At 59.6% G+C, this 20,971-nt stretch carries 18 protein-coding genes and 1 other RNA gene; 5 read left to right on the top strand and 14 right to left on the bottom strand.

The window, feature by feature from the left end; genetic code table 11:
* Positions 1–69 precede the first annotated feature (69 nt).
* The 4 genes from infB to rimP all read right to left on the bottom strand — a co-directional run bounded on the left by infB (position 70) and on the right by rimP (position 5,895).
* Positions 70–2,817: a translation initiation factor IF-2 gene (gene infB, locus ASD46_RS06640; RefSeq protein WP_003514296.1), complete on the bottom strand. Its 2,748-nt coding sequence runs from the start codon at positions 2,815–2,817 to the stop codon at positions 70–72.
* A 102-nt stretch (positions 2,818–2,919) separates the two neighbouring features.
* Positions 2,920–3,621: an RNA-binding protein gene (locus ASD46_RS06635; protein WP_003514297.1), complete on the bottom strand. Its 702-nt coding sequence runs from the start codon at positions 3,619–3,621 to the stop codon at positions 2,920–2,922.
* Positions 3,618–5,234, bottom strand: a complete 1,617-nt coding sequence (gene nusA / locus ASD46_RS06630) for a transcription termination factor NusA (RefSeq protein WP_025592018.1) — start codon at positions 5,232–5,234, stop codon at positions 3,618–3,620. The genes ASD46_RS06635 and nusA overlap by 4 nt, the downstream gene beginning before the upstream one ends.
* A 64-nt stretch (positions 5,235–5,298) precedes the next feature.
* Complete coding sequence (gene rimP / locus ASD46_RS06625) at positions 5,299–5,895, bottom strand: ribosome maturation factor RimP (RefSeq protein WP_003514299.1); 597 nt, start codon at positions 5,893–5,895, stop codon at positions 5,299–5,301.
* A gap of 287 nt (positions 5,896–6,182) precedes the next feature.
* Here rimP and ASD46_RS06620 point away from each other — a divergent pair, with 287 nt between their 5' ends.
* The gene (locus ASD46_RS06620) at positions 6,183–7,811 is read left to right on the top strand and encodes an MFS transporter (protein ID WP_076843882.1); all 1,629 of its coding nucleotides are present in this window, start codon (positions 6,183–6,185) and stop codon (positions 7,809–7,811) included.
* Between the two features lie 89 nt (positions 7,812–7,900).
* Here the strand turns inward: ASD46_RS06620 and ASD46_RS06615 are convergent, their stop codons facing one another.
* Together ASD46_RS06615 and recR are read right to left on the bottom strand one after the other, a co-directional pair.
* Positions 7,901–9,139: a lytic murein transglycosylase gene (locus ASD46_RS06615; RefSeq protein ID WP_404506219.1), complete on the bottom strand. Its 1,239-nt coding sequence runs from the start codon at positions 9,137–9,139 to the stop codon at positions 7,901–7,903.
* 123 nt (positions 9,140–9,262) lie between these two features.
* A complete protein-coding gene (recR, locus tag ASD46_RS06610; protein WP_003514308.1) occupies positions 9,263–9,868 on the bottom strand; it encodes a recombination mediator RecR in 606 nt (201 codons plus the stop codon).
* Positions 9,869–9,905: 37 nt separating this feature from the next.
* Between recR and ASD46_RS06605 the strand changes: the two genes are divergently transcribed.
* Positions 9,906–10,541, top strand: coding sequence for an MOSC domain-containing protein (locus tag ASD46_RS06605; RefSeq protein ID WP_025592023.1), 636 nt, complete (start codon positions 9,906–9,908; stop codon positions 10,539–10,541).
* Positions 10,542–10,554: 13 nt separating this feature from the next.
* Here the strand turns inward: ASD46_RS06605 and ASD46_RS06600 are convergent, their stop codons facing one another.
* The 3 genes from ASD46_RS06600 to ffs all read right to left on the bottom strand — a co-directional run bounded on the left by ASD46_RS06600 (position 10,555) and on the right by ffs (position 13,042).
* Positions 10,555–10,878: a YbaB/EbfC family nucleoid-associated protein gene (locus ASD46_RS06600; protein WP_003514318.1), complete on the bottom strand. Its 324-nt coding sequence runs from the start codon at positions 10,876–10,878 to the stop codon at positions 10,555–10,557.
* 27 nt (positions 10,879–10,905) lie between these two features.
* Positions 10,906–12,783 (bottom strand): DNA polymerase III subunit gamma/tau, encoded by a 1,878-nt coding sequence (locus tag ASD46_RS06595; RefSeq protein WP_025592026.1) that lies wholly within the window; start codon positions 12,781–12,783, stop codon positions 10,906–10,908.
* A gap of 162 nt (positions 12,784–12,945) precedes the next feature.
* Positions 12,946–13,042: signal recognition particle sRNA small type (gene ffs, locus ASD46_RS06590), an RNA gene on the bottom strand.
* Positions 13,043–13,107: 65 nt separating this feature from the next.
* Here ffs and ASD46_RS06585 point away from each other — a divergent pair.
* Together ASD46_RS06585 and nudC are read left to right on the top strand one after the other, a co-directional pair.
* Positions 13,108–13,536 carry an HIT domain-containing protein gene (locus ASD46_RS06585; protein WP_161986907.1) on the top strand — a complete coding sequence of 143 codons (429 nt, stop codon included), beginning with the start codon at positions 13,108–13,110 and terminating at the stop codon, positions 13,534–13,536.
* Positions 13,536–14,498, top strand: coding sequence for an NAD(+) diphosphatase (gene nudC / locus ASD46_RS06580; RefSeq protein WP_003514323.1), 963 nt, complete (start codon positions 13,536–13,538; stop codon positions 14,496–14,498). The genes ASD46_RS06585 and nudC overlap by 1 nt, the downstream gene beginning before the upstream one ends.
* 15 nt (positions 14,499–14,513) lie before the next feature.
* On the opposite strand, the gene ASD46_RS06575 is transcribed toward nudC, so the two are convergent.
* Positions 14,514–15,389, bottom strand: coding sequence for a prephenate dehydratase (locus ASD46_RS06575; protein ID WP_025592029.1), 876 nt, complete (start codon positions 15,387–15,389; stop codon positions 14,514–14,516).
* An 11-nt stretch (positions 15,390–15,400) separates the two neighbouring features.
* Positions 15,401–16,156 (bottom strand): 3-deoxy-manno-octulosonate cytidylyltransferase, encoded by a 756-nt coding sequence (locus ASD46_RS06570; RefSeq protein ID WP_025592031.1) that lies wholly within the window; start codon positions 16,154–16,156, stop codon positions 15,401–15,403.
* Between the two features lie 150 nt (positions 16,157–16,306).
* Here ASD46_RS06570 and ASD46_RS06565 point away from each other — a divergent pair, with 150 nt between their 5' ends.
* Positions 16,307–16,879 carry a c-type cytochrome gene (locus tag ASD46_RS06565; RefSeq protein WP_003514328.1) on the top strand — a complete coding sequence of 191 codons (573 nt, stop codon included), beginning with the start codon at positions 16,307–16,309 and terminating at the stop codon, positions 16,877–16,879.
* A gap of 79 nt (positions 16,880–16,958) precedes the next feature.
* On the opposite strand, the gene ASD46_RS06560 is transcribed toward ASD46_RS06565, so the two are convergent.
* The 3 genes from ASD46_RS06560 to ASD46_RS06550 all read right to left on the bottom strand — a co-directional run bounded on the left by ASD46_RS06560 (position 16,959) and on the right by ASD46_RS06550 (position 20,890).
* Positions 16,959–17,687, bottom strand: coding sequence for a sugar transferase (locus tag ASD46_RS06560; protein ID WP_003514330.1), 729 nt, complete (start codon positions 17,685–17,687; stop codon positions 16,959–16,961).
* 302 nt (positions 17,688–17,989) lie between these two features.
* The gene (locus ASD46_RS06555) at positions 17,990–20,293 is read right to left on the bottom strand and encodes a transglycosylase domain-containing protein (RefSeq protein ID WP_025592033.1); all 2,304 of its coding nucleotides are present in this window, start codon (positions 20,291–20,293) and stop codon (positions 17,990–17,992) included.
* Between the two features lie 138 nt (positions 20,294–20,431).
* On the bottom strand, positions 20,432–20,890 hold the full coding sequence (locus ASD46_RS06550) for a YbaK/EbsC family protein (protein WP_025592035.1): 459 nt from the start codon (positions 20,888–20,890) through the stop codon (positions 20,432–20,434).
* Positions 20,891–20,971 lie beyond the last annotated feature (81 nt).

Below are 20,971 nucleotides of genomic sequence, written 5' to 3'. Positions count from 1 at the left end.
TGCCTCAAACGGAGCGAGCGCCGGTGAAGCCGGCGCCCGACAGAAAAGTCCTGTTTTGCGGCGAGACGCTTAGAGCGTTCTCGTGATGTGTTCGACGCGGAAGCACTCGATGGTGTCGCCGGCGCGAATGTCTTCGTAATTCTCGAAGGCCATACCGCACTCCTGACCAACAGGCACTTCGTTGACTTCGTCCTTGAAGCGCTTGAGGGTCTTGAGCTTGCCTTCGTGGATAACGACGTTGTCGCGCACCAGACGCACACCCGCACCACGTTCCACCTTGCCCTCAACGACGCGGCAACCCGCGACCTTACCGACCTTGGTGATGTTGAACACCTCGAGAATTTCGGCATTGCCGAGGAAGGTCTCACGACGTTCCGGCGAAAGCAGACCCGACATCGCCGCCTTCACGTCATCCACCAGATCGTAGATGATGTTGTAGTAGCGGATTTCGATACCGGCGCGTTCGGACGCCGTACGTGCCTGTGCGTTGGCGCGAACGTTGAAGCCGATGATCGCGGCGTTCGATGCCTCGGCAAGCGAGATATCCGATTCCGTGATGGCACCAGCACCAGAGTGAACGACACGAGCGCGGACTTCGTCTGTGCCGAGCTTGTCGAGCGAAGCGATAATGGCTTCGACCGAACCTTGCACGTCCGCCTTGATGACCAGCGGGAATTCCTTCAATCCCGAAGTCTGCAACTGGCTCATCATCTGTTCCAGCGAGCCGCGCTGACCGGTTTGACGGGCGACAGCCTTGTCGCGAGCCAGACGCTGGCGGTATTCGGAGATCTCGCGAGCACGACCTTCGTTTTCGACAACCGCAAAACGGTCACCGGCCGACGGCGTACCGGAAAGGCCGAGGATTTCGACCGGCATGGCCGGACCGGCTTCCTTGACATGGTCGCCCTTGTCGTTGACGAGCGCGCGCACACGGCCCCACTGATCGCCGGCAACGATGATCTGGCCGGGCTTCAGTGTACCCTTCTGCACGAGAACGGTCGCGACGGCACCACGTCCACGGTCCAGCTCGGCTTCGATGACCGTACCTTCCGCAGTGCGGCTTGGATCCGCCTTGAGATCGAGGATTTCTGCCTGAAGCAGGATCGCTTCGAGCAGCTTGTCGAGGTTGAGCTTGTTCTTGGCCGACACTTCGACATCAAGAACTTCACCACCCATCGATTCCACGAACACTTCGTGCTGCAGCAGCTGCTGGCGAACCTTTTCAGGGTTTGCCTCGTGCTTGTCGATCTTGTTGATCGCAACGACGATCGGAACACCGGCCGCCTTCGCATGGTTGATTGACTCGATCGTCTGCGGCATCACGCTGTCGTCGGCTGCAACAACCAGCACGGCGATGTCGGTTGCCTGCGCACCACGGGCACGCATTGCCGTAAAGGCGGCGTGGCCGGGGGTGTCGATGAAGGTGATCTTCTGACCGTTCTTTTCGACCTGATAGGCGCCGATATGCTGGGTGATGCCACCGGCCTCGCCAGCAACAACATTCGCCTGACGGATAGCGTCGAGCAGCGAGGTCTTGCCGTGGTCGACGTGGCCCATGATGGTCACGACCGGCGGACGGGAAACCATCTCGCCTTCATCGTCAGCCTTGTTGAAGAGACCCTCTTCAACGTCGGATTCGGAAACGCGCTTGACCGTATGGCCGAATTCGACCGCGATCAGTTCCGCCAGATCGGCGTCGATCACGTCGCCCGGCTTCAGCATCTGGCCTTCCTTCATCAGGAACTTGATGACGTCAACGGCGCGCTCGGACATGCGCTGCGACAGTTCCTGAATGGTGATGGTTTCCGGCAGGATGACTTCGCGCAGAACCTTTTCGCGGGTTTCCTGCATCTGGCTGCGACGGAATTTCTCCTGGCGGCGGCGCATGGATGCCATCGAGCGGCCACGCGGCGTACCATCTTCTTCCAGATTGGCGGCGGTCACGGTCAGCTTGCCACGACGGCGCTCTTCTTCGGTCTTCAGGCGGGCTGCAGGCTTGGCCGGAACCGGAGCCACGACCTTGCCACGAGCCGGAAGGCTGCTGCCACGACGGACTGCGCCGCGATCGTCCTCGTCGTCGCCACCGGTGCGGCGTCCGCGGGGAGCGGCGGCGTCGGGCGTGGCGGGAGCGGAACGGGGAGCAACAGGCTGGGGACGGGCGTCAGCGCGTGGCGCCGGCGCAGCGGCCGCGGCCGGCTTTTCGCCGGACAGATCGGATTTCGCTTCCGTAACAGGCTGGCTCGCAGCGATCTTTGCCGCCGCAGCCTCTTCGGCAGCGCGGTTTTCGGCTTCGATTTTTTCAGCGGCGATGCGTTGTTCTTCTTCCACCTTGCGGCGAGCTTCGTCTTCGGCGCGCTGCTTGGCTTCGATAACATCGCGAGCCTGCGCTTCTATCAGCGCACGGCGGCGGGCTTCCATCTCGCCTGCGGACAGGTCGTGCAGAACGTTGCCGCGCGGACGGTCAGGCTGACGCTGCTGCGGTGCGGACGAGCCGGGGCGCTGCTGCGAATGGGAAGAACCCGGACGCTGCTGTTGGTTGCTCGGCTGTTGAATGCGTTGCTGTGGGGCCTGCGGACGCGGTGCCGAAGGGGCAGGCGCTGCCGGCTTCGGCGCCGGTGCTGCCGCCACGACAGGCTGAACCGGCTTCTCGTCTTCGGGACGCAGGGGGCGGCGCTTGCGTGTTTCCACGACAACCGCGTTGGTGCGACCTCGACCCATGTCCTGCCGCACGGTGCCCTGATTCATCCCGCCCGGTTTCAGGGTAAGAGTCTTCTTGGCCGGCGCATTGAGTGTCTTGTCGTCGTTGTTGTCGGTCATTCCGTTCCCGTTCCTACGGACGAGAACCGGATGACATCCATCAGGTCTCGTCGTTCAATTGCTGCATCGGAACGCGGCGGCCGTTCATGTTTGGCAACCGCGTCATTGTACTGTCCGGGCAGCGTCGCGTTCCGCCTCAGGCTGACCGCCAAGGCGGTACTGCTTAAGCATCTTTGCGCGCTTCACTACACCCTCACCCGCCTGCCCCGCAAGCGCGCAAGCATGGATAAAAGCATTCTGGCCCATCAACTCGTCCATTTCGGCTTCGCTAAAGAGCCGGAAGGACGGAATTTCATTGCCGGCATCGCTGCCGAGCTCCCAGGCCTTGCGGGCCTGGTCCAGTTTTCGCACGCCGTCTGCTGCGGCATCAGTTGCGTGGAACACGGCAATCGCATTCCCCGAACGGACGGCGGCATCGACTTTCGTCGCGCCGCTGATGAACTGACCCGCCTTGCGCGCCATGTTCATCATTCCGGCAAGCTGCTGCGACATCAGGCGGTCGAGAAGAGCGAGAAGCTCCGGCCCGGCCTTGACGTCGCGTTTGAGTGCCCGTGCGAAGATCTTCTTCGCGATGGCTTTCTCTATCAGGGCGCGCTCCGGCTTTACCCAGCATCCGCGCCCCGGCAATTGGCGTTTCAGGTCCGGAACGACGTTGCCGTCCGGCCCTGCGACGAAGCGGATCAACTCGTCTGGAGATCCGCTCTGCCTTGTTACAATGCACATACGTCCATTGACGTTGCCTTCCAGCCGCCCGTCCTCATCGGTTTCGGGCAGCTCGTCCGGCTCATGCACCTGCGATGTCATTCCTGTCCGGCGGTATCCGCCTCCTCAGTAGCTTCCGCATCGACTTCCTCTTCGGAAGCCAGATCCTCGGCCGTGATCCAGCCTGCCAGAAGACGGGCCTGCACAACCATGTTCTCAGCTTCGACGCGCGATACGTCGAGCTTGGAGAAGATGCCTTCGAACTTCTTCGTCTCGCCGTCCTTGCGTTCGCTCCAGCCGACCAGATCGTCTGCGGCGCAACCGGCAAAGTCCTCGATGGTCTTGATACCGTCTTCACCAAGGGCGACCATCATCTGCGAGGTCAGGCCTTCGATCTGGCGCAGCTCGTCGGCAACGCCGAGTTCCTTGCGCTTGGCGTCCATTTCGGCTTCCAGGCGTTCCAGATATTCGCGGGCGCGGGTCTGGATTTCATCGGCGGTGTCATCGTCGAAGCCGTCGATCGAGGAAATTTCGCCAAGATCGACATAGGCAAGTTCTTCAACCTGCGCGAAGCCTTCGGAAGCCAGAACCTGACCAACCATCTCGTCAACATCGAGGGCGTCCATGAAGAGTGCCGTGCGCTCGTTGAATTCCTTCTGGCGACGCTCGGATTCTTCCTGCTCCGTCATGATGTCGATATCCCAGCCGGTCAGCTGCGATGCCAGACGTACGTTCTGGCCGCGGCGGCCGATGGCGAGCGAAAGCTGCTCGTCGGGAACCACAACTTCGATGCGCTCGGATTCTTCATCCAGAACGACCTTGGCCACTTCAGCGGGCTGCAGGGCATTGACGATAAAGGATGCCGGCTCCTGGCTCCACGGAATGATGTCGATCTTTTCGCCCTGCAATTCGCCGACAACGGCCTGAACGCGCGAACCGCGCATACCGACGCAGGCGCCGACCGGATCGATCGACGAGTCGTTCGAGATGACGGCGATCTTGGCGCGCGAACCGGGGTCACGGGCAACCGACTTGATCTGGATGATGCCGTCGTAGATTTCAGGAACTTCCATGGTGAACAGCTTCACCATGAACTGCGGATGGGTACGCGACAGGAAAATCTGCGGGCCACGCTGCTCGCGGCGAACGTCGTAGACGTAAGCGCGTACACGGTCGCCATAACGCATGTTTTCCCGCGGAATCATCTCGTCGCGACGGATGATGCCTTCGCCACGGCCCAGATCGACGATGACATTGCCGTACTCGACGCGCTTGACGGTGCCGTTGACGATTTCGCCGATGCGATCCTTGAACTCGTCATACTGACGGTCGCGTTCTGCTTCGCGCACCTTCTGAACGATGACCTGCTTGGCGGACTGTGCGGCGATACGGCCGAAATCCATCGGCGGCAGCGGATCGGCGATGAAATCGCCGAGCTTGGCGTCCGGGTTGCGGTCGCGGGCAAGTTCGAGCGGAATCTGGGTCGAATAGTCTTCGGCCGTCTCTACCACTTCCAGAAGACGCTGCAGGCGGATTTCGCCGGTCTTGGAGTTGATGTCGGCGCGAATGTTGGTTTCCGAACCATAGCGCGAGCGGGCGGCTTTCTGGATAGCGTCGGCCATTGCGGCAAGCACGATTTCGCGGTCGATGACCTTTTCGCGCGCCACAGCATCGGCGATCTGCAGAAGCTCAAGCCGGTTAGCACTCACTGCCATTTTTTTGTCTCCGTAAGTCGCATAATTGCGGGGATCACCCGTTTTCCGGGCTTTTACGTTGGAATTAGTCTTCGTCTGCTTCGTTTTCGTCGTTCTGGTTTGCGGCGGCGGCCTTTGCCGCCTTGTCTGCCCGCAGCGCATCACGAATAAGGTCGTCCGTCAGAATGAGCTTCGCGTCGGAAAGCGCGCTGAACGGAATGGTGACTGTCGGTTCGTCGCCATAGGCGATCTGGTCGCGTTCCAGCTTGAAGCCGTCCGCATCCACCTCGACGATCTTGCCGCGAAACCGCTTGCGGTTTTCGACCAAAATGGAGGTTTCGGCCTTCACCAGATGGCCCTGCCAACGGGTGAAATCCGACTTGCGAACCATCGGCCGGTCGATGCCGGGCGAGGAAACTTCGAGATGATACGCCTTATCGACCGGATCTTCCACATCAAGAACCGGTGAAATCGCCATTGACACGGCTTCGCAGCCCTCGACGGTCATGGTGCCGTCTTCCCGCTCGGCCATCACCTGCAGGGTCATGCCGTTCTGGTTGGAGAGCCGCACGCGCACCAGAAGATATCCCATGCCCGTCAAAACAGGCTCGATGATTTCGGCGATGCGCTGGTCGATTCCCGTTTCGGTTATCAGTCGCGGTTCATGTACGGTGTCTGCCATCTGGCCTTCCGGTCTTTAGATTTTCACCGGGCGCTCAGCCCGTGGTTTCCGGTTCGCCTAACGAAAAAGAGCGGAGCCTTGCGGCCCCACTCTTCATCAAGCGATCAAGAATTTCAAAGGTCATATAGACCCATCAGGGCAGGATTGCAAGGTTTTCGCGGGCAGGGCGCTTCAGTCACGGCTGCGGCCACATTTTCACCTTCACCGTGTCGGAAAGGGTGGCATGATTTCCGGCACTGTCTATAGTTGCCGTTTGACAAATCGCAGTTGCATCAAGTGGACTGATCGTGCCTGACCGTAAATCGCCACTCGCGCCTTTAAGGCATTTGACTTACAGACGAATCTGGATCGCGAGCCTTGCCTCGAATTTCGGCGGTCTGATCCAGGCGGTTGGCGCCGCGTGGATGATGACCTCGCTGTCGAGTTCCGAAAACATGATCGCGCTGGTGCAGGCCTCCACCTCGCTGCCGATCATGATGTTTTCGCTGATTTCAGGCGCACTGGCCGATAGTTTCGACCGCCGCCGCATCATGATTTCCGCTCAGATCCTGATGCTGACGGCTTCCGTGCTGCTGACGGTTTTTGCCTGGTCCGGCTGGCTCACTCCGTGGTTGCTGCTCTTTTTCACGTTCATGATCGGCTGTGGCACGGCGCTCAACAATCCGTCCTGGCAGGCGTCCGTCGGCGAAATGGTGCCGCGTGAGGATCTGCCCGCTGCCGTGACGCTGAACAGCGTCGGGTTTAATATCACCCGCAGCGTCGGTCCTGCCATCGGCGGCATCATCGTCGCTGCCGCCGGCGCCGCGGCCGCGTTTTTCGTGAACGCGCTGAGCTATTTTGCCCTGATCTACGCGCTGGTTCGCTGGCAGCCACCCAAATATGCCTCGACCTTGCCGCGCGAGCAGCTTCTTGCCGCCATATCGGCCGGGATGCGTTATGTGGCGATGTCGCCGAATATCGGCAAGGTTCTGGTGCGTGGCTTTCTCTTCGGCCTTTCCGCCAGCGCCATCCTGGCGCTGATGCCGATCGTTGCCCGCGATCTGGTCGAGGGTGGCCCGCTGACCTACGGCGTCATGCTCGGTGCGTTCGGCGTCGGCGCTATCGGCGGCGCGCTCGTCAGCGCCAGACTTCGCGAGGTTCTGTCCAGCGAATGGATCGTGCGTGTCGCCTTTTTGGGCTTCGCCTTCAGTTCCGGCGTGACGGCGGTCAGCACGAACGCGATCGTAACCTCGCTTGTTTTGACTATTGCCGGTGCCTGCTGGGTTCTGGCGCTTTCCCTGTTCAATACCATCGTCCAGCTTTCTGCCCCGCGCTGGGTGGTGGGCCGGGCGCTGTCGCTTTACCAGACGCTGACCTTCGGCGGCATCGCCGTCGGCAGTTGGCTGTGGGGCGAGCTGGCGGAAGATTACGGTATTTCCTATTCGCTTCTCGGTTCGTGCGTGCTGATGCTGCTGGGCGTCGTCGTCGGCCTCAAACTAGCCATGCCCGCTTTTGCTTCACTCAACCTCGATCCGCTCAACCGTTTCGTTGAACCGCCGCTAAGGCTCGATATCAAGCCGCGCAGCGGGCCGATTGCCATTCTTATAGACTATGAAATTCATGACGAGGATCTCGGCGAATTCCTGCCTTTGATGGCCGAGCGTCGCCGCATCCGTCTGCGCGACGGCGCGCGCAACTGGAACCTGATGCGTGATCTGGAAAATCCAGATATCTGGACGGAAAGCTACCATGTACTGACATGGGTGGAATATGTCCGCCACAACCACCGCCGCACCCAGGCGGATGCGGAAGCCTGGGACCGGCTGCTGGCCCTTCATCGCGGCAAGACACGGCCCCGCGTGCACCGGATGATCGAGCGGCAGACCATTCCGCCGACCGACGATATCTTCCATAAGCCACATACGGACCAGCATTGAGAGACGATAGGGCTAAGTAGTGGTGATGTCATGCTCGGGACAAGCCCGCGCATGACGGAGGAGTGGTTTCACACGCCGCCAGTAAGCTGCTATTTCAGCTTCGCTTTCAGCGTAGCATCGGGAAAGCAGGTCGGTGACATTCCGTTTTTCGCCTGCCAGTCGCCCAGTGACCGGCGTGTCTTGAAGCCGGCCAGCCCGTCCGCCTTGCCGACATCATAGCCCTTGGCGACCAGTGCCTTCTGCATGGCAAGAACGTCGGAGCGCAACATCGATCCGACATTGCCCCATTCGCCCTTGAACGGCCCCGCCCCATGGGAGATGCGGTCGGCGAGATTGCCGATGAACAGCGCGTAGAGATCGGAATTATTGTATTCCTTGATGACGTAGAAATTCGGCGTCACCACGAATTCTGGCCCGTGCCGCCCGGCCGGCACAAGCATCATGCCGTCGGCGGAGAGGTCATTGGATGGAAAGGCCTTTCCGGAAATGCGGGTGATCCCCATCTTCGCCCACGCACTCACCGGCCGGGCAAGATCCGGGCCTTCCTGGGCGCAGGAGACGTTGCCGGGTATAGACACTTCGAAGCCCCAGTCGCGATCCCTTTGCCAGCCTCTCTGCGAAAGATAGTTCGCTATGGATGCCAATGCGTCCGGCACGGAGTTCCAGATATCGCGGTGGCCGTCGCCATCGAAATCAACGGCATATTTGAGATAGCTCGACGGCATGAATTGCGGCTGACCGAGCGCGCCTGCCCACGACCCCATCATGCGCGAGGCCGCAATATCGCCGCCTTCGACGATCTTCAGCGCATCGATCAGCTCGGTGCGGAACATCTCCTTGCGGGTCGACATATAGGCTTTCGTCGCCAGCACATCGACAACCGAATGCGGCAGTTTCGCACGGCCGAAACCGGATTCGCGGCCCCAGATCGCCACCACGACATCGCCGGGCACGCCATATTTGGCTTCGATCCTGCGAAGGGTGGCGGCATGCGTCGCGGCCAGAGAGCGGCCGGTGGCGGCAAGCCCCTGCAATCGTTTTTCGGAGAAATAAGCGCCGGGCGATGAAAATTCGGCCTGGCTCTGGCTCTGTTCCTTCGGCGGCTTCTGGCCGGGGATGACGAGATCAGGCAGACTCCAGTTGATGGAAAGGCCGCTCAGCGCAGCCTCCAGCGTCTTTTGCGAAATTCCCGCCTTGCGCGCTTCCGGCCAGATTTCCTTTTTCAGCCATGCATTGAAATCGGCATCGTACCGGGCAGCAGCGGCACCTGTCGGCGCGGATTGCGCCAGAGCGTCCGTTGCTGAAAAAACGGAAAGAATGGCGGCCAATGCCTTGAGGCTTTTCCAGGAAAAGTGGAGGCCGGTTTTCCGTCTGGAAATGCGCCAAAACAAAGAATCAAATCGGTTTCGCATTCGGTCTCCTCTTCGAGTGACGGACAGGGATAGAAGGCGTCAGATCGTTGTGCGAGCGCGCAGCGCCGCCGTCAATGTGCCCTCGTCGAGATAGTCCAGCTCGCCGCCAACAGGCACGCCATGCGCAAGCCGGGTGATCTTGATGCCGAGATCGGCCAGGCGGTCGGTGATGTAGTGGGCTGTTGCCTGTCCCTCCACCGTCGCATTGACGGCGATGATGAGCTCGCGAATACCGCCGGCGCTGACGCGATCGATCAGTCCCTTGATGTTCAGATCTTCCGGCCCGACGCCATCGAGCGGCGACAGCGTGCCTCCAAGCACATGATAGGCGGTATTCATGGCGCCTGCTCGCTCCAGCGCCCACAGATCCGACACGTCTTCCACCACGATGATGACCGACTGGTCACGTCTATCATCGGCGCAGACCGTGCAGGGATCGATGGTATCGACATTGCCGCAGCACGAGCAGATCTTCACCTTGTCATAGGCTTCACCCATCGCGTGGCCCAGCGGTCCAAGAAGCTGTTCCTTCTTCTTGATGAGATGCAGCGCCGCCCGCCGCGCCGAGCGAGGCCCAAGCCCCGGCACTTTTGCAAGCAGCTGGATCAGTTTTTCGATTTCGGGACCGGTGACTCGTTTTGCCATGAGCGCTTTCTACTGCATAAATCGGGAAACGGGAATCATGAAGCGCGAAGGGCAGTCCATGAAAATACGGGCAGTGTGCCGGGGCGAGGCGAAGGCCTTGCCGGGAAAGACGGCAAAGACGGGTATTTTCAAACATGCCGTGCAGGGCGCGGTGATGGTCGATGCGCAAGGCATCGTCAGCGACGCTGTCTGCAATCGTAAACATCACGGCGGGCCGGATCAGGCGATCTACGCCATGGGCTCTGCCGATCTCGATTTCTGGTCGCGTACGCTGGGTTTTGTGGTTGAGCCCGGATTTTTCGGCGAAAATCTGGTTCTGGAAGGTGTCGATAGTGCAAAACTGCATGTCGGCGACAGGTTTTCAGCCGAGGAAGTGGTGCTGGAAGTGACCGCCGCCCGCATTCCCTGCGCCACCCTGTCAACCCGGCTCGGCGATCCCGGCTTCGCGCCGCGTTTTCGGCAGGCGGGGCAGCCGGGCTTTTATTGCCGGGTTCTGAAAGGTGGAATGCTCAGCGCCGGCGAAGGCATCGCTTTCGAACCCTATCAGGGAACGAAACTGCCCATACCGGTCATTCTCCAGCGCTTCCGCCCCATGCAGCTTACCAGGGACGAACGTGCCGCATATCTCGGCACCCCGCTTGCGAGCCGGTTCCGCGCCATGCTGGAAGTCTGAATTCGTAAGAATATCAGAACGGCAGCTTCATGCCGGGCGGGATCGGCAGGCCAGCCGTGATTTCCTTGGTCTTTTCAGCGGTGATGGCCTCGGCGCGCTCCTTGGCATCATTGTGGGCGGCGACGATCAGGTCTTCGAGAATTTCGACGTCGTCTTCCTTGAAGAGAGACGGATCGATCTTCAGGCCCAGCAGGCTGCCCTTGCCATTCAGCTTCACGGTGACGAGACCGCCACCGGACTTGCCTTCGACTTCAAGCGCGGCGATATCCGCCTGCATCTTTTCCATCTTGGCCTGCATTTCCTTGACCTTGCCCATCATGCCCATGATGTCGCGCATGTGCCAAACTCCTGTTTTTGTTATGTATTAAAATTCGATATCGTCGCCGGGAAGGATGTCGCCCTCGCTCGATTCGGCAACCGAAGGCGGCGGGGCGATCTCGTCCGGCTCGTCCTGCTGGGTGACGCGAATGCGCACGTCGGTGATTTTTGCACCTGGAAACTGTTGAAGAATGGCTGCCACGTCAGGGTCCTGCCTCGCATCCACGAGGCGGGCGTCGCGCGCACTACCCTCGGCTTCAACCAGCGTCGGCTGACCCTGTTCCTTGCTAAGGCTGACGATCCAGTGGATACCGGTCCACTCTTTCAGCTTCACACCAAGCTCGCCGGGGAGCGATCCGGGTGCGCCATCGCCGAGGCGCATGTCAAGCCGGCCCGGCTCCAGCCGCACCAGCCGCACGAAGTTGCGAACCTTCGCCCGCATGACGGGATCGCGATTTTTCTGGCACAGGTCGGCAATGTCCTGAAGAGAGTTGACGGGAACCTTCGGCTCCGGCCGTTCTTCGGTTTTTGGTGCCGCGACCTGCATTTCCTGCGGGCGGCTGTCAGGCACTGCGCGCAGCATGGTCGAAGGCTGCGAGCTTGCCGGCCTCTGGGCGGAAAGCTCCACAGGTCTTCCTGCGGCCACTGTCTGTCCTGAGGAATAGGCCCGCGCACCTCCGCCATTGCCGCCACCCGAAGGCGCGCCATTGGAATAGCCGCCATCGCTGTTGGAAAGTTCGAGCAGGCGTCGCGCCGCGTCTTCCGGTGCCGGAAGATTGGCGGCGTGCGAAAGGCGGATCAACACCATTTCGGCCGCACCCGCAGGACGTGAGGCATTTTCAGTTTCCGGAATACCCTTGAGCAGCATCTGCCAGATACGCGACAGCGCAGTCACGGCGATTGTCTCGGCAAATTCCGCGCCACGCAAGCGTTCGATCTCGGACAGCGAGGGATCTTCCGCCGCATCCGGCACATATTTCATGCGGGTGACGAGGTGAGTGAAATCGGCAAGGTCGTTCAGCACGACGACGGGGTTGGCGCCTGCCTCGTATTGACCGTTGAATTCCGAAAGTGCCGCCGCGACATCACCTTTGATGATGTGCTGGAAAAGATCGACGATGCGCGCCCGGTCGGCAAGACCCAGCATGCCGCGCACCGCCTCGGCTTCCACGCGTCCGCCGCCATGGGCGATCGCCTGATCGAGAAGGGAAAGCCCGTCACGGGCGGAACCCTCAGCCGCGCGGGCAATCATTGAGAGCGCCTGCGGTTCGGCCTCGAAACCTTCCTTGCCGGCAATGGCAGTGAACAGGCCGACGAGATCGGCGGCGCTGATGCGGCGCAGGTCGAAGCGCTGGCACCGCGACAGCACGGTGATCGGAACCTTGCGGATTTCAGTGGTTGCGAAGATGAATTTCACATGCTCCGGCGGCTCTTCCAACGTCTTAAGAAGACCGTTGAAGGCCTGCGTCGAGAGCATGTGCACTTCGTCGATGATATAGACTTTATAGCGCGCCGAAACCGGGCGGTAACGCACCTGCTCGATGATCTCGCGAATGTCGTCAATACCGGTATGGGAGGCGGCGTCCATCTCGATCACGTCGACATGACGGCCTTCCATGATCGCCTGACAATGTTCGCCGGGGATACGCAGGTCGATGGTCGGTTTGTCGATGGTGTCGGTCTTGTAGTTCAGCGCACGGGCAAGAATACGCGCGGTGGTCGTCTTGCCCACACCGCGAACACCGGTCAGCATATAGGCCTGCGCGATGCGGCCGGTCTCGAACGCATTCGTCAGCGTGCGGACCATCGGCTCCTGGCCGACCATCAGATCGGAAAAATCCTTCGGACGATATTTGCGTGCCAGTACCCGGTAGCCGGTCCCGCCCTGGGATTCGCTTGATGTGGTGGGTAAGGTGTCGCTCATCGCCTCGCCAGTTTATTTTGCCAGTTTGTCCTAGAGCGCCGTGCGTCCCATTGGACGCATCAGGCACGCTCTATTCCTCTAAAGTCTGCACATCATGCCGATACGCAGGGGCCGCTTTCAGGCTGAACCGGCCCGGCGAAAGCTGAGCGGAATTTAAAAAGGGTGGGAGGCTGGCACGGCGACCCGTGCCTGGCTCGTTAGGGCTGCTTCCTTCCGGACCTGACCCGGTTGGCGAGTGGCTCGTCCACCACCAACCTCCCGGGGCCACATATCGGCAATATCGAAAGCAAATGCAAGCCAAGCCTTCAAAAAACTGCTATCACAATGAAAACAAACATGGAGGACGCCTTGGAGACATTCCGGCTGGACGACAGGCTGGCGCGCGACAGTGCGCTTGTAATGCGTTTGGGACTATGCGAGCTGCGTTTACAGAACGACAGCCGCTGGCCCTGGCTGGTGCTGGTGCCACAGAGAGGCGGCGCCAGCGAGCTGTTCGATCTTACTCCGCTCGATCAGGCCGTGCTGACGTTCGAGACCAATCTCGTCGCCTCCGCGTTGAAGGACGTTACCGGGGCCACCAAGATCAATGTCGGCGCGCTGGGCAATATCGTCCGGCAACTTCACGTCCATATTATCGCCCGCAACGAAGGCGACACCTGCTGGCCCGGCCCAATCTGGGGTCACGGGACGCCAGTGCCCTATGGCCCGGGCGAAAAGGAATCCTTGATGAAAAAAATATCCGGCGCGCTCTGATGATATCAATGACTATTTTCGAAACCACTGCTCCCCATCCCGAAGCAAGCCTGCTGACAGCCTTTTCCAAGAACGCCCTCAACCGATTCGCCGAAAAGCGGACGGAAGACTGCGTTGCCGATGCGCTGAAAGTCGATGGCACCCATATTTTTGCCTTCTCCGGCAACCGGCTTGTCCTGAAACATGACGAACAGGTCATAGATCCCCTGTTTTCGGCCTATGAGCTGGCCGAATTGCAGCCGGATTTCGACAATGCCGTTCTGCTTGGATACCGTGAAACCGGCGAACCGAGAATTGCGGTGCCGGTGGCCGTCACGGAAGACACGCTGGCGAGCCACTACAAGCTGGCCGATGCCCGCACCCTTTATCGCGATCATCTTCTCGATGAGGAGTTGCTGAGCGAGGTTGCCCAGGCCGTCAGCCTTACGCACTGGAATGCCGACAACCGCTTCTGCGGACGGTGCGGCGGCACGATGGAATTGCGTATCGGCGGCTACAAGCGCATATGCGCCGCCTGCAATCACACCATTTTTCCCCGAACCGATCCCGTTGTCATCATGATGACGATCGATATCGAGCGCGATCTTTGCCTGCTCGGACGCGGCGCGCATTTTGCGCCGGGCATGTATTCCTGCCTCGCCGGTTTCGTGGAGCCGGGCGAAACGATCGAGCAGGCCGTGCGCCGCGAGACGCATGAAGAATCCGGCGTCGAAATCGGCCGCGTACGCTATCACGCTTCCCAGCCCTGGCCGATGCCGCACACGCTGATGATCGGCTGTTATGCCGAGGCTCTCTCGTTCGATATTTCCCGCGATGAGATCGAGCTGGAGGATTGCCGCTGGTTCACGCGGGCGGAGGTGGCCACGATGCTGGAGGCTGCTGCGGGCGAGGGCTTTTCCGCGCCTCCGGGCGGTGCCATCGCGCACCGGCTGATGCGCGACTGGGTGGAATGGACGAAATGAAGATTTGCGGCAGGCTCAGCTCTGGTTGAGCTTGCCGCGCATCGCATGACCCTTGTAGACGCCGAGAATTCGGACCTTCTCTGAAAAGAAGCGCAGCTCGTCCAGCGCGTGCCGCACCGGCTCGTCATCCGGATGGCCTTCGATATCGGCATAGAACTGCGTTGCCACGAACCTTCCGCCGAGCTGGTAGCTTTCCAGCTTCGTCATGTTGATGCCATTCGTCGCGAAACCGCCCATTGCCTTGTAAAGCGCCGCCGGAATGTTGCGGACATTGAACACGAAGGTCGTGACGATGGTTTCATCCGGTGCTTCGCCTTGGGACTGGCGTTTGGCCCAGTTCTCATCGCGCGAAAGAATTACGAAACGGGTGATGTTGTTTTCTGAATCCTCGACATTTTCAGCCATGATATCAAGGCCGTAGAGACCGGCGGCAAGACGCGGTGCAAGCGCTGCCATGCTGCGATCACCCTTTTCAGAAACCAGTCTCGCCGCTCCGGCCGTATCGCCGGCAACGACGGGCTTCCAGCCGTTGGAACGGATGATCTTGCGGCACTGGCCAAGCGCGTGGATGTGGCTGTGAACGGTGCGGATCTCGTCTTTCTTCACGCCCGGTATAACCATCAGCTGGAAGCGGATCGGCATGAAATATTCACCGATGATGTGAAGGCGTGATTCCGGCAGCAGATGATGGATATCGGCAACGCGACCGGCCAGCGTGTTCTCGATCGGGATCATGCCGAGATCGGCCTCTCCGTTTTCGACGGCATTGAAAGCATCCTCGAATGTCGGGCACGGCAAAGGCTCCATATCCGGGAACATGTCGCGGCATGCCATGTCGGAATTCGCGCCAAATTCGCCCTGAAAGGCAATGCGGTTTGTGCTCAAGGTCATGGAATTATCCATCAGAGGGTTCGGTTTGCGAGAATAGTGCGGGCTTTTTCGAGATCGTGCGGCGTATCAACGCCAAGCGGCACGGAGTGAACGATTTCGGCATCAATACGCATGCCCGCTTCCAGCGCGCGCAATTGTTCCAGCCTTTCGCGCTTCTCGAGTGGCGAAGGCTGAAGCCTCACGAACGTTTCGAGGGCGGCGCGGCGATAGGTATAAAGGCCGATGTGATGATAAAGCGGTCCGTCGCCATAGGGCGCAGTCGCGCGGGTAAAATAAAGCGCGCGCAATCGCGTCTCGGAAAGCGGGCTGCCAACCACTTTCACCACGTTCGGATTGGTCCTTTCTTCCTCGTCGGTGATCTCCACCGTCAGTGTGGCAATGTCGACGGCGGCATTTTCCAACGGACGCAACGAGGCGCGGATCGTTTCCGCTTCGATGGTCGGAAGGTCGCCCTGAACATTGATGATATATTCGGCGTTGCCATAGGGGTCAGCCTTCTGCAGCGCCTCGAAAATGCGGTCCGAACCGGATTGGTGATCATCTCGCGTCATCATTACGTCGAAACCGGCATTTTTTACGGCTGAAAATACCTGTTCGTCATCGACTGCAACGACGATGCGCGTCGCGCCAGCTTCACGCGCCCTGAGTGCAACCTGCACAATCATCGGTTTGCCGCCAATATCCGCGAGAGGCTTGCCCGGAAGCCGTGTCGATGCCATCCGCGCCGGTATAAGGACGACAGCTTTCTCGAATTCCCGATTCTTCATCCGACACCCTTCAAATCCCAACCGAAAAGTGTCAAAACGTCACGGAGTGGGGAATATTATTCAAGTTGCGCAGGCTGTGCAAAAGCCATAGCTTTTGAATAATTTCAAGATGCCCGGTTATATGGAGCGGATGCGAGGGAGCGCATATAGATGAATTCTTATGTAAATATGGGCGTTGGGGCGTTGCTGGGCACGGTTTTCGTTCTGATGTCGGTGTCAATTGCGTCTGAGGGCATTTTTCATGCGCCCACCCCGGAAAAGGAAGGTTACGCCATCGTCGCGGAAGCGAGCGGCGGCGAGGCTGCAGGCGAACCCGCTGCAGCCGCAACCCCGATCGCGAAATTGCTCGCCAGCGCGGATGCTGCCAAGGGTGAGGCGGTCTTCAAGAAGTGTACGAGCTGTCATACCGGAGAGAGTGGTGGTGCAAACAAGGTCGGCCCCAATCTCTTCGATATCGTCAACCGGCCGATCGCCAGCCATGCGGGTTTCAGCTACTCCGCAGCAATGAAGGATTTCTCCAAGGGCGGTTCCGTGCACTGGGATTACGATCATCTCAGCTACTTCATCGAAGCTCCCAAGAAACACGTTCCCGGCACGGCCATGGGCTTTGCGGGTGTGAAGAAGGAGACGGAACGCGCCGATCTCATCGCTTATCTGCGCACGCTGTCGGCAAACCCGGCGCCGCTGCCGGATCCGGCTGCGGCTCCCGTGCCGATAAACTGACGGAATATGGTGATTTCATAAGAAAAGCCCGGCATCGCTGCCGGGCTTTTTTGATTCTATCTGTCTGATTTCTGAAAGATCAGAAACCCTTGCCGCCGCGCAATTCGGAAATGACCGTTCCGATCATGATCTTGATATCCAGCCAGACGGAAAAATTGTCGACGTAATAAAGATCGGACACGATGCGGGCACGCGCCTTGTCACTGCGATCCGTCGGGCCGCGCAAACCCCGCATCTGGGCAAGACCGGTAATGCCTGGCCGCATCCGGTGCCGCAGGTGGTAGTGGGGAACAAGTTCCTCATAAAGACGGCCGGCGGCCAGCATGCCGATGGCATGGCAGCGCGGACCCACCAGCGACATGTCGCCTTTCAAGACGTTGATGAGCTGTGGCAGCTCGTCGACATTTGTGCGGCGAAGCACGGCGCCGATCCGGGTTATCCTCGGATCGTTCTTTACCGTTTGCGCCACGCCGGTGGCATCGCCCAGTTCGGTCCGCATCGAGCGAAATTTATAGACCCTTATCTTTCGCCCGTTCATGCCCCAACGAACTTGTGAGAACAGGACCGGCCCTTTGCTGTCGAGTTTGACCAGCGCCGCGACGGTCAACAATACGGGAGCGAGTGCGACAAGGGCGATGGACGCCCCTGCAATGTCGATCGTTCTCTTAAGCACAAACTGGCTGCGCAGGAACACCGATGTGTTGGTTTCTGAAATGGAAGGTTGTGTTTCCGCCGCGTCGAAAGTGACAGCCGCAGGATAAGGGGCGCCGTAAAACACGGCATGCGATGAGCTTTTAGTACCCAGCATAATATGAAGCCCTGAAAAGTTATTTTGAAACAAGAAAATTAATTTATATGAACGATTAATAATTCATTTACCGTAAAAAGTCATCCGAAATGTAATCGTTTTTGCGCAAATAGCAATCTACGGTTAACGTGGATGCACGCATATGTTGCAAACACAAGTGCGGTCTCCGCTCTTGGCTGCGTTGGTTGCCCATTCGGTGTAATCAAGTCTTTGGAAAATTGAGTATTTGCGGGAAAGGCGACAGGATCGTTGCCTGCCCATCGCTTGCCGGGTAACCGGCGAGCCGATTACCCAAAAGGCAATTAATTTCCCATCAGAATATCAAGAAGGGTCGTCTGCTTCGGCCCGGAAGTTGCCGGCGCCCGGCCGCCGATATCGGCTGGCGGCACAGGTCCATTGTCGGCTGAATAGCCGGGTTCGATATCGCGGGAAGGGATGTTTCCAGGCGGCATGGGGACGCCCGGCTGACCAGCGTTTGGCGAGACGGGCGCTTCGGGATAGGCTCGAGTGTTTGTCGTTCCGCCGCCGCCGAGAGCATTGGAAATGATGTCGCCGATGGAGGAAGGCGCGCTCTCGGGCGCCGGTTGCTGTATTTCCCCAAGCGGCGGCACGCCGCCTGCGCCGAGACCGAAGAGCGGCGAGGGCGAGAGCCCGGAATGGGCGGCGGTCATGAAATCTTTCCAGGCCTTCGCAGGCAAGCCGCCGCCGGTGACCTTTTTCATCGATGTGCCGTCGTCATTGCCGAACCAGACGCCCGTTGTCAGGTTGCTTGTGTAGCCGACAAAAAGCGCGTCGCGGAAAGACTGTGTGGTGCCGGATTTTCCCGCTGCCTGCCAACCCTGAAGGCGAGCGGCTTTCCCTGTTCCTTCGGTGATGACGCGCGACAACATGCCGTTCATCGTCGCGGCGATCTCCTCGCTCAGCACGCGCGGCGGGTTGTCGTATCTGTTTTCATAAAGCACCTTGCCGTCGGCATCGGAGATGCGTTTGACGATATGCGGCGTCGCCTTGTAGCCGCCATTCATGAAGGGAGCGTAGGAGGCGGTCAGCTCCATCAGCGACACTTCCGAGGTGCCGAGTGCGATGGAGGCGTTGTTCTGCAGCTCCGATTCGATGCCCATGCGATGCGCCACCTGCGTCACCCGCTCAGGACCGACTTCCATCACCAGCTGCGCGGCGATCGTGTTCAGAGAATTGGCAAGCGCAGTGGCAAGCGTCACTTCGCCGCGATATTTCTTCTCGTAATTTTCCGGTGTCCAGTTTCCGATGCGGACCGGCCCGTCATTGCGAATGGTACTGGGGGTCAGACCCGATTCGAGCGCCGCGACGTATACGAAGGGTTTGAACGCCGATCCGGGTTGCCGTTTCGCCTTGGCGGCCCGGTTGAACTGGCTTTCGGCATAATCCGCCCCGCCGACCACGGCCCGGATTGCGCCTGTGCCATCGATGGAAACGAGAGCCGCTTGCGAAGCGCCCTGCTTTTTACCATCACCCTGGAGAACATGGGTCAGTGCTTTTTCTGCGTCGCGTTCAAGATTGGGGTCGATGGTCGTATCGACGACGATGTCCTGCTTGACGTCGCCAATCAGGCCACGAACTTCCTCCATCACCATATCGGCAGCGTAATGTTCGGCACCGGACCAGAAACGTTTGGCCTTGGTCGGCGGCTGCGACATCGCGGTCTTGATCTCGTCATCGGTGATGAACCCGACATCGCGCATGGATCTCAGAACGACCTGCGCCCGCTCCTCCGCTGCCTGCGGGTCGCGCGCCGGTGAAAGGCGCGAGGGGGCCTTGAGAAGTCCGGCAAGCGTTGCCGCCTCGCCAAGATTGACGTCGCGCGCGGATTTGTTGAAGTAGCGTCTGGAAGCGGCTTCGACGCCAAAGGCGTTGGAACCGAAATAAACGCGGTTGAGATACATCGCGAGGATCTGGTCCTTGGTGTATTTATGCTCCAGCCAGAAGGCCAGCAGCACTTCCTGTACCTTGCGCTCCAGCGTCCGGTCCTGTGAGAGGAACAGGTTTTTTGCCAGCTGCTGCGTCAGCGTCGAGCCGCCCTGCACTGTTCGTCCCGTCATCACATTGGTCACGATGGCGCGGGCCAGGCCGAGCGGATCCACACCGAAATGGGAATAGAACCGCCGGTCTTCGATCGCCATGACCGCTTGTGGAAGGTAGGGCGACATGTCTTCAAGCGCGAGAGCCTCGCCACCCGTGGTGCCGCGATTGGCAAGCACGCTGCCGTTCACCGAAACGATCTTCACATTCGGAGGGCGTTCGGGAATGGTCCAACTGCTGGCGCTCGGCATGCGCGCGCCGTAATAAAGGACAAGACCGGCAACGCCGATACCGCCCCAGATGCCGAGCACGATGCACCAGTAAACGAGGGACCGGATAAAGCCTGTTGCGCCACCGCCGGAACTGCGTGTGCGCTTTTCCTTTTTTTGCGGTTTGGCGCGGCCGGATGTGGACTTAGGTTTTCTGGCGGGCTGCTTTGCGGTTCCGCCAATGCGCTCGCTGGCATCAAGACGCAGATCGTCACCGGATTCGTGGAAATCCCCGAAGGAAGGCTCTACCCGATCGCGTGATTTACCCTTGCCTGCCATCCAGCCGAAGTCGCTCCTTATATTCGCGAAACCGTTCGCACTTCAGGCTTCTATGCCTGCGCGATCCTTAATCCAGGATGAAGAGTTTAAATGCGGCAATTTAAGGCGGGGTTAAGTCCTCGCCGGATCAAATCGGCGTCATTGGCAGACGTCGACCCATTCCGCTCCCGTCAGTCGCGCCATCTTGTCAGGCGAAATCCTTACCGCCGCATTGGTGGCACCCGCTGCCGGAACCACCTCGGGATAGTTTTTCAGGGATATGTCGCAAAACACCGGAAGGGGCGAAGGCAATCCGAAAGGACACACGCCGCCGACGGGATGGCTGGTTACCGTAACGACTTCTTCCGCCCCCAGCATGCGCGGCTTGGCGCCGAAATGATCGCGGAATTTACGATTGTCTAGCCGCTTCGTGCCGGCGGCAACGACGAGAAGAATTGTGTCGCCCGCCTTCAGGCAGATCGTTTTGGCAATCTGGTCGGGATCGACGCCGTGCGCTTCGGCAGCCAAAGCGACTGTCGCCGAACTCGTTTCCGTTTCGATAACGGTCACTTCGGGGGAATTCTCGGTAAAAAAGGCTCTGACGGATTCGATGGTCATGCGTATTTATTAGGCGGTATGCCAAGAGGCTTCAAGGTGTCGCGAAATAGCTATGCGTTTTATGCAATGCTGCGCTGCGAT

The organism is Rhizobium sp. Root491 (genome assembly GCF_001427205.1).
Classification (GTDB): domain Bacteria; phylum Pseudomonadota; class Alphaproteobacteria; order Rhizobiales; family Rhizobiaceae; genus Agrobacterium; species Agrobacterium tumefaciens.
This window is presented reverse-complemented; position numbering and strand designations above follow the sequence as displayed.

What these genes read in the sequence shown, in the direction of transcription:
- infB (WP_003514296.1), bottom strand. Translation starts at nt 2,817, where the DNA reads ATGACCGACAACAACGACGACAAGACACTCAATGCGCCGGCCAAGAAG.
- ASD46_RS06635 (WP_003514297.1), bottom strand. Translation starts at nt 3,621, where the DNA reads ATGACATCGCAGGTGCATGAGCCGGACGAGCTGCCCGAAACCGATGAG.
- nusA (WP_025592018.1), bottom strand. Translation starts at nt 5,234, where the DNA reads ATGGCAGTGAGTGCTAACCGGCTTGAGCTTCTGCAGATCGCCGATGCT.
- rimP (WP_003514299.1), bottom strand. Translation starts at nt 5,895, where the DNA reads ATGGCAGACACCGTACATGAACCGCGACTGATAACCGAAACGGGAATC.
- recR (WP_003514308.1), bottom strand. Translation starts at nt 9,868, where the DNA reads ATGGCAAAACGAGTCACCGGTCCCGAAATCGAAAAACTGATCCAGCTG.
- ASD46_RS06605 (WP_025592023.1), top strand. Translation starts at nt 9,906, where the DNA reads ATGAAGCGCGAAGGGCAGTCCATGAAAATACGGGCAGTGTGCCGGGGC.
- ASD46_RS06600 (WP_003514318.1), bottom strand. Translation starts at nt 10,878, where the DNA reads ATGCGCGACATCATGGGCATGATGGGCAAGGTCAAGGAAATGCAGGCC.
- ASD46_RS06595 (WP_025592026.1), bottom strand. Translation starts at nt 12,783, where the DNA reads ATGAGCGACACCTTACCCACCACATCAAGCGAATCCCAGGGCGGGACC.
- ASD46_RS06585 (WP_161986907.1), top strand. Translation starts at nt 13,108, where the DNA reads ATGAAAACAAACATGGAGGACGCCTTGGAGACATTCCGGCTGGACGAC.
- nudC (WP_003514323.1), top strand. Translation starts at nt 13,536, where the DNA reads ATGATATCAATGACTATTTTCGAAACCACTGCTCCCCATCCCGAAGCA.
- ASD46_RS06575 (WP_025592029.1), bottom strand. Translation starts at nt 15,389, where the DNA reads ATGACCTTGAGCACAAACCGCATTGCCTTTCAGGGCGAATTTGGCGCG.
- ASD46_RS06570 (WP_025592031.1), bottom strand. Translation starts at nt 16,156, where the DNA reads ATGAAGAATCGGGAATTCGAGAAAGCTGTCGTCCTTATACCGGCGCGG.
- ASD46_RS06565 (WP_003514328.1), top strand. Translation starts at nt 16,307, where the DNA reads ATGAATTCTTATGTAAATATGGGCGTTGGGGCGTTGCTGGGCACGGTT.
- ASD46_RS06560 (WP_003514330.1), bottom strand. Translation starts at nt 17,687, where the DNA reads ATGCTGGGTACTAAAAGCTCATCGCATGCCGTGTTTTACGGCGCCCCT.
- ASD46_RS06555 (WP_025592033.1), bottom strand. Translation starts at nt 20,293, where the DNA reads ATGGCAGGCAAGGGTAAATCACGCGATCGGGTAGAGCCTTCCTTCGGG.
- ASD46_RS06550 (WP_025592035.1), bottom strand. Translation starts at nt 20,890, where the DNA reads ATGACCATCGAATCCGTCAGAGCCTTTTTTACCGAGAATTCCCCCGAA.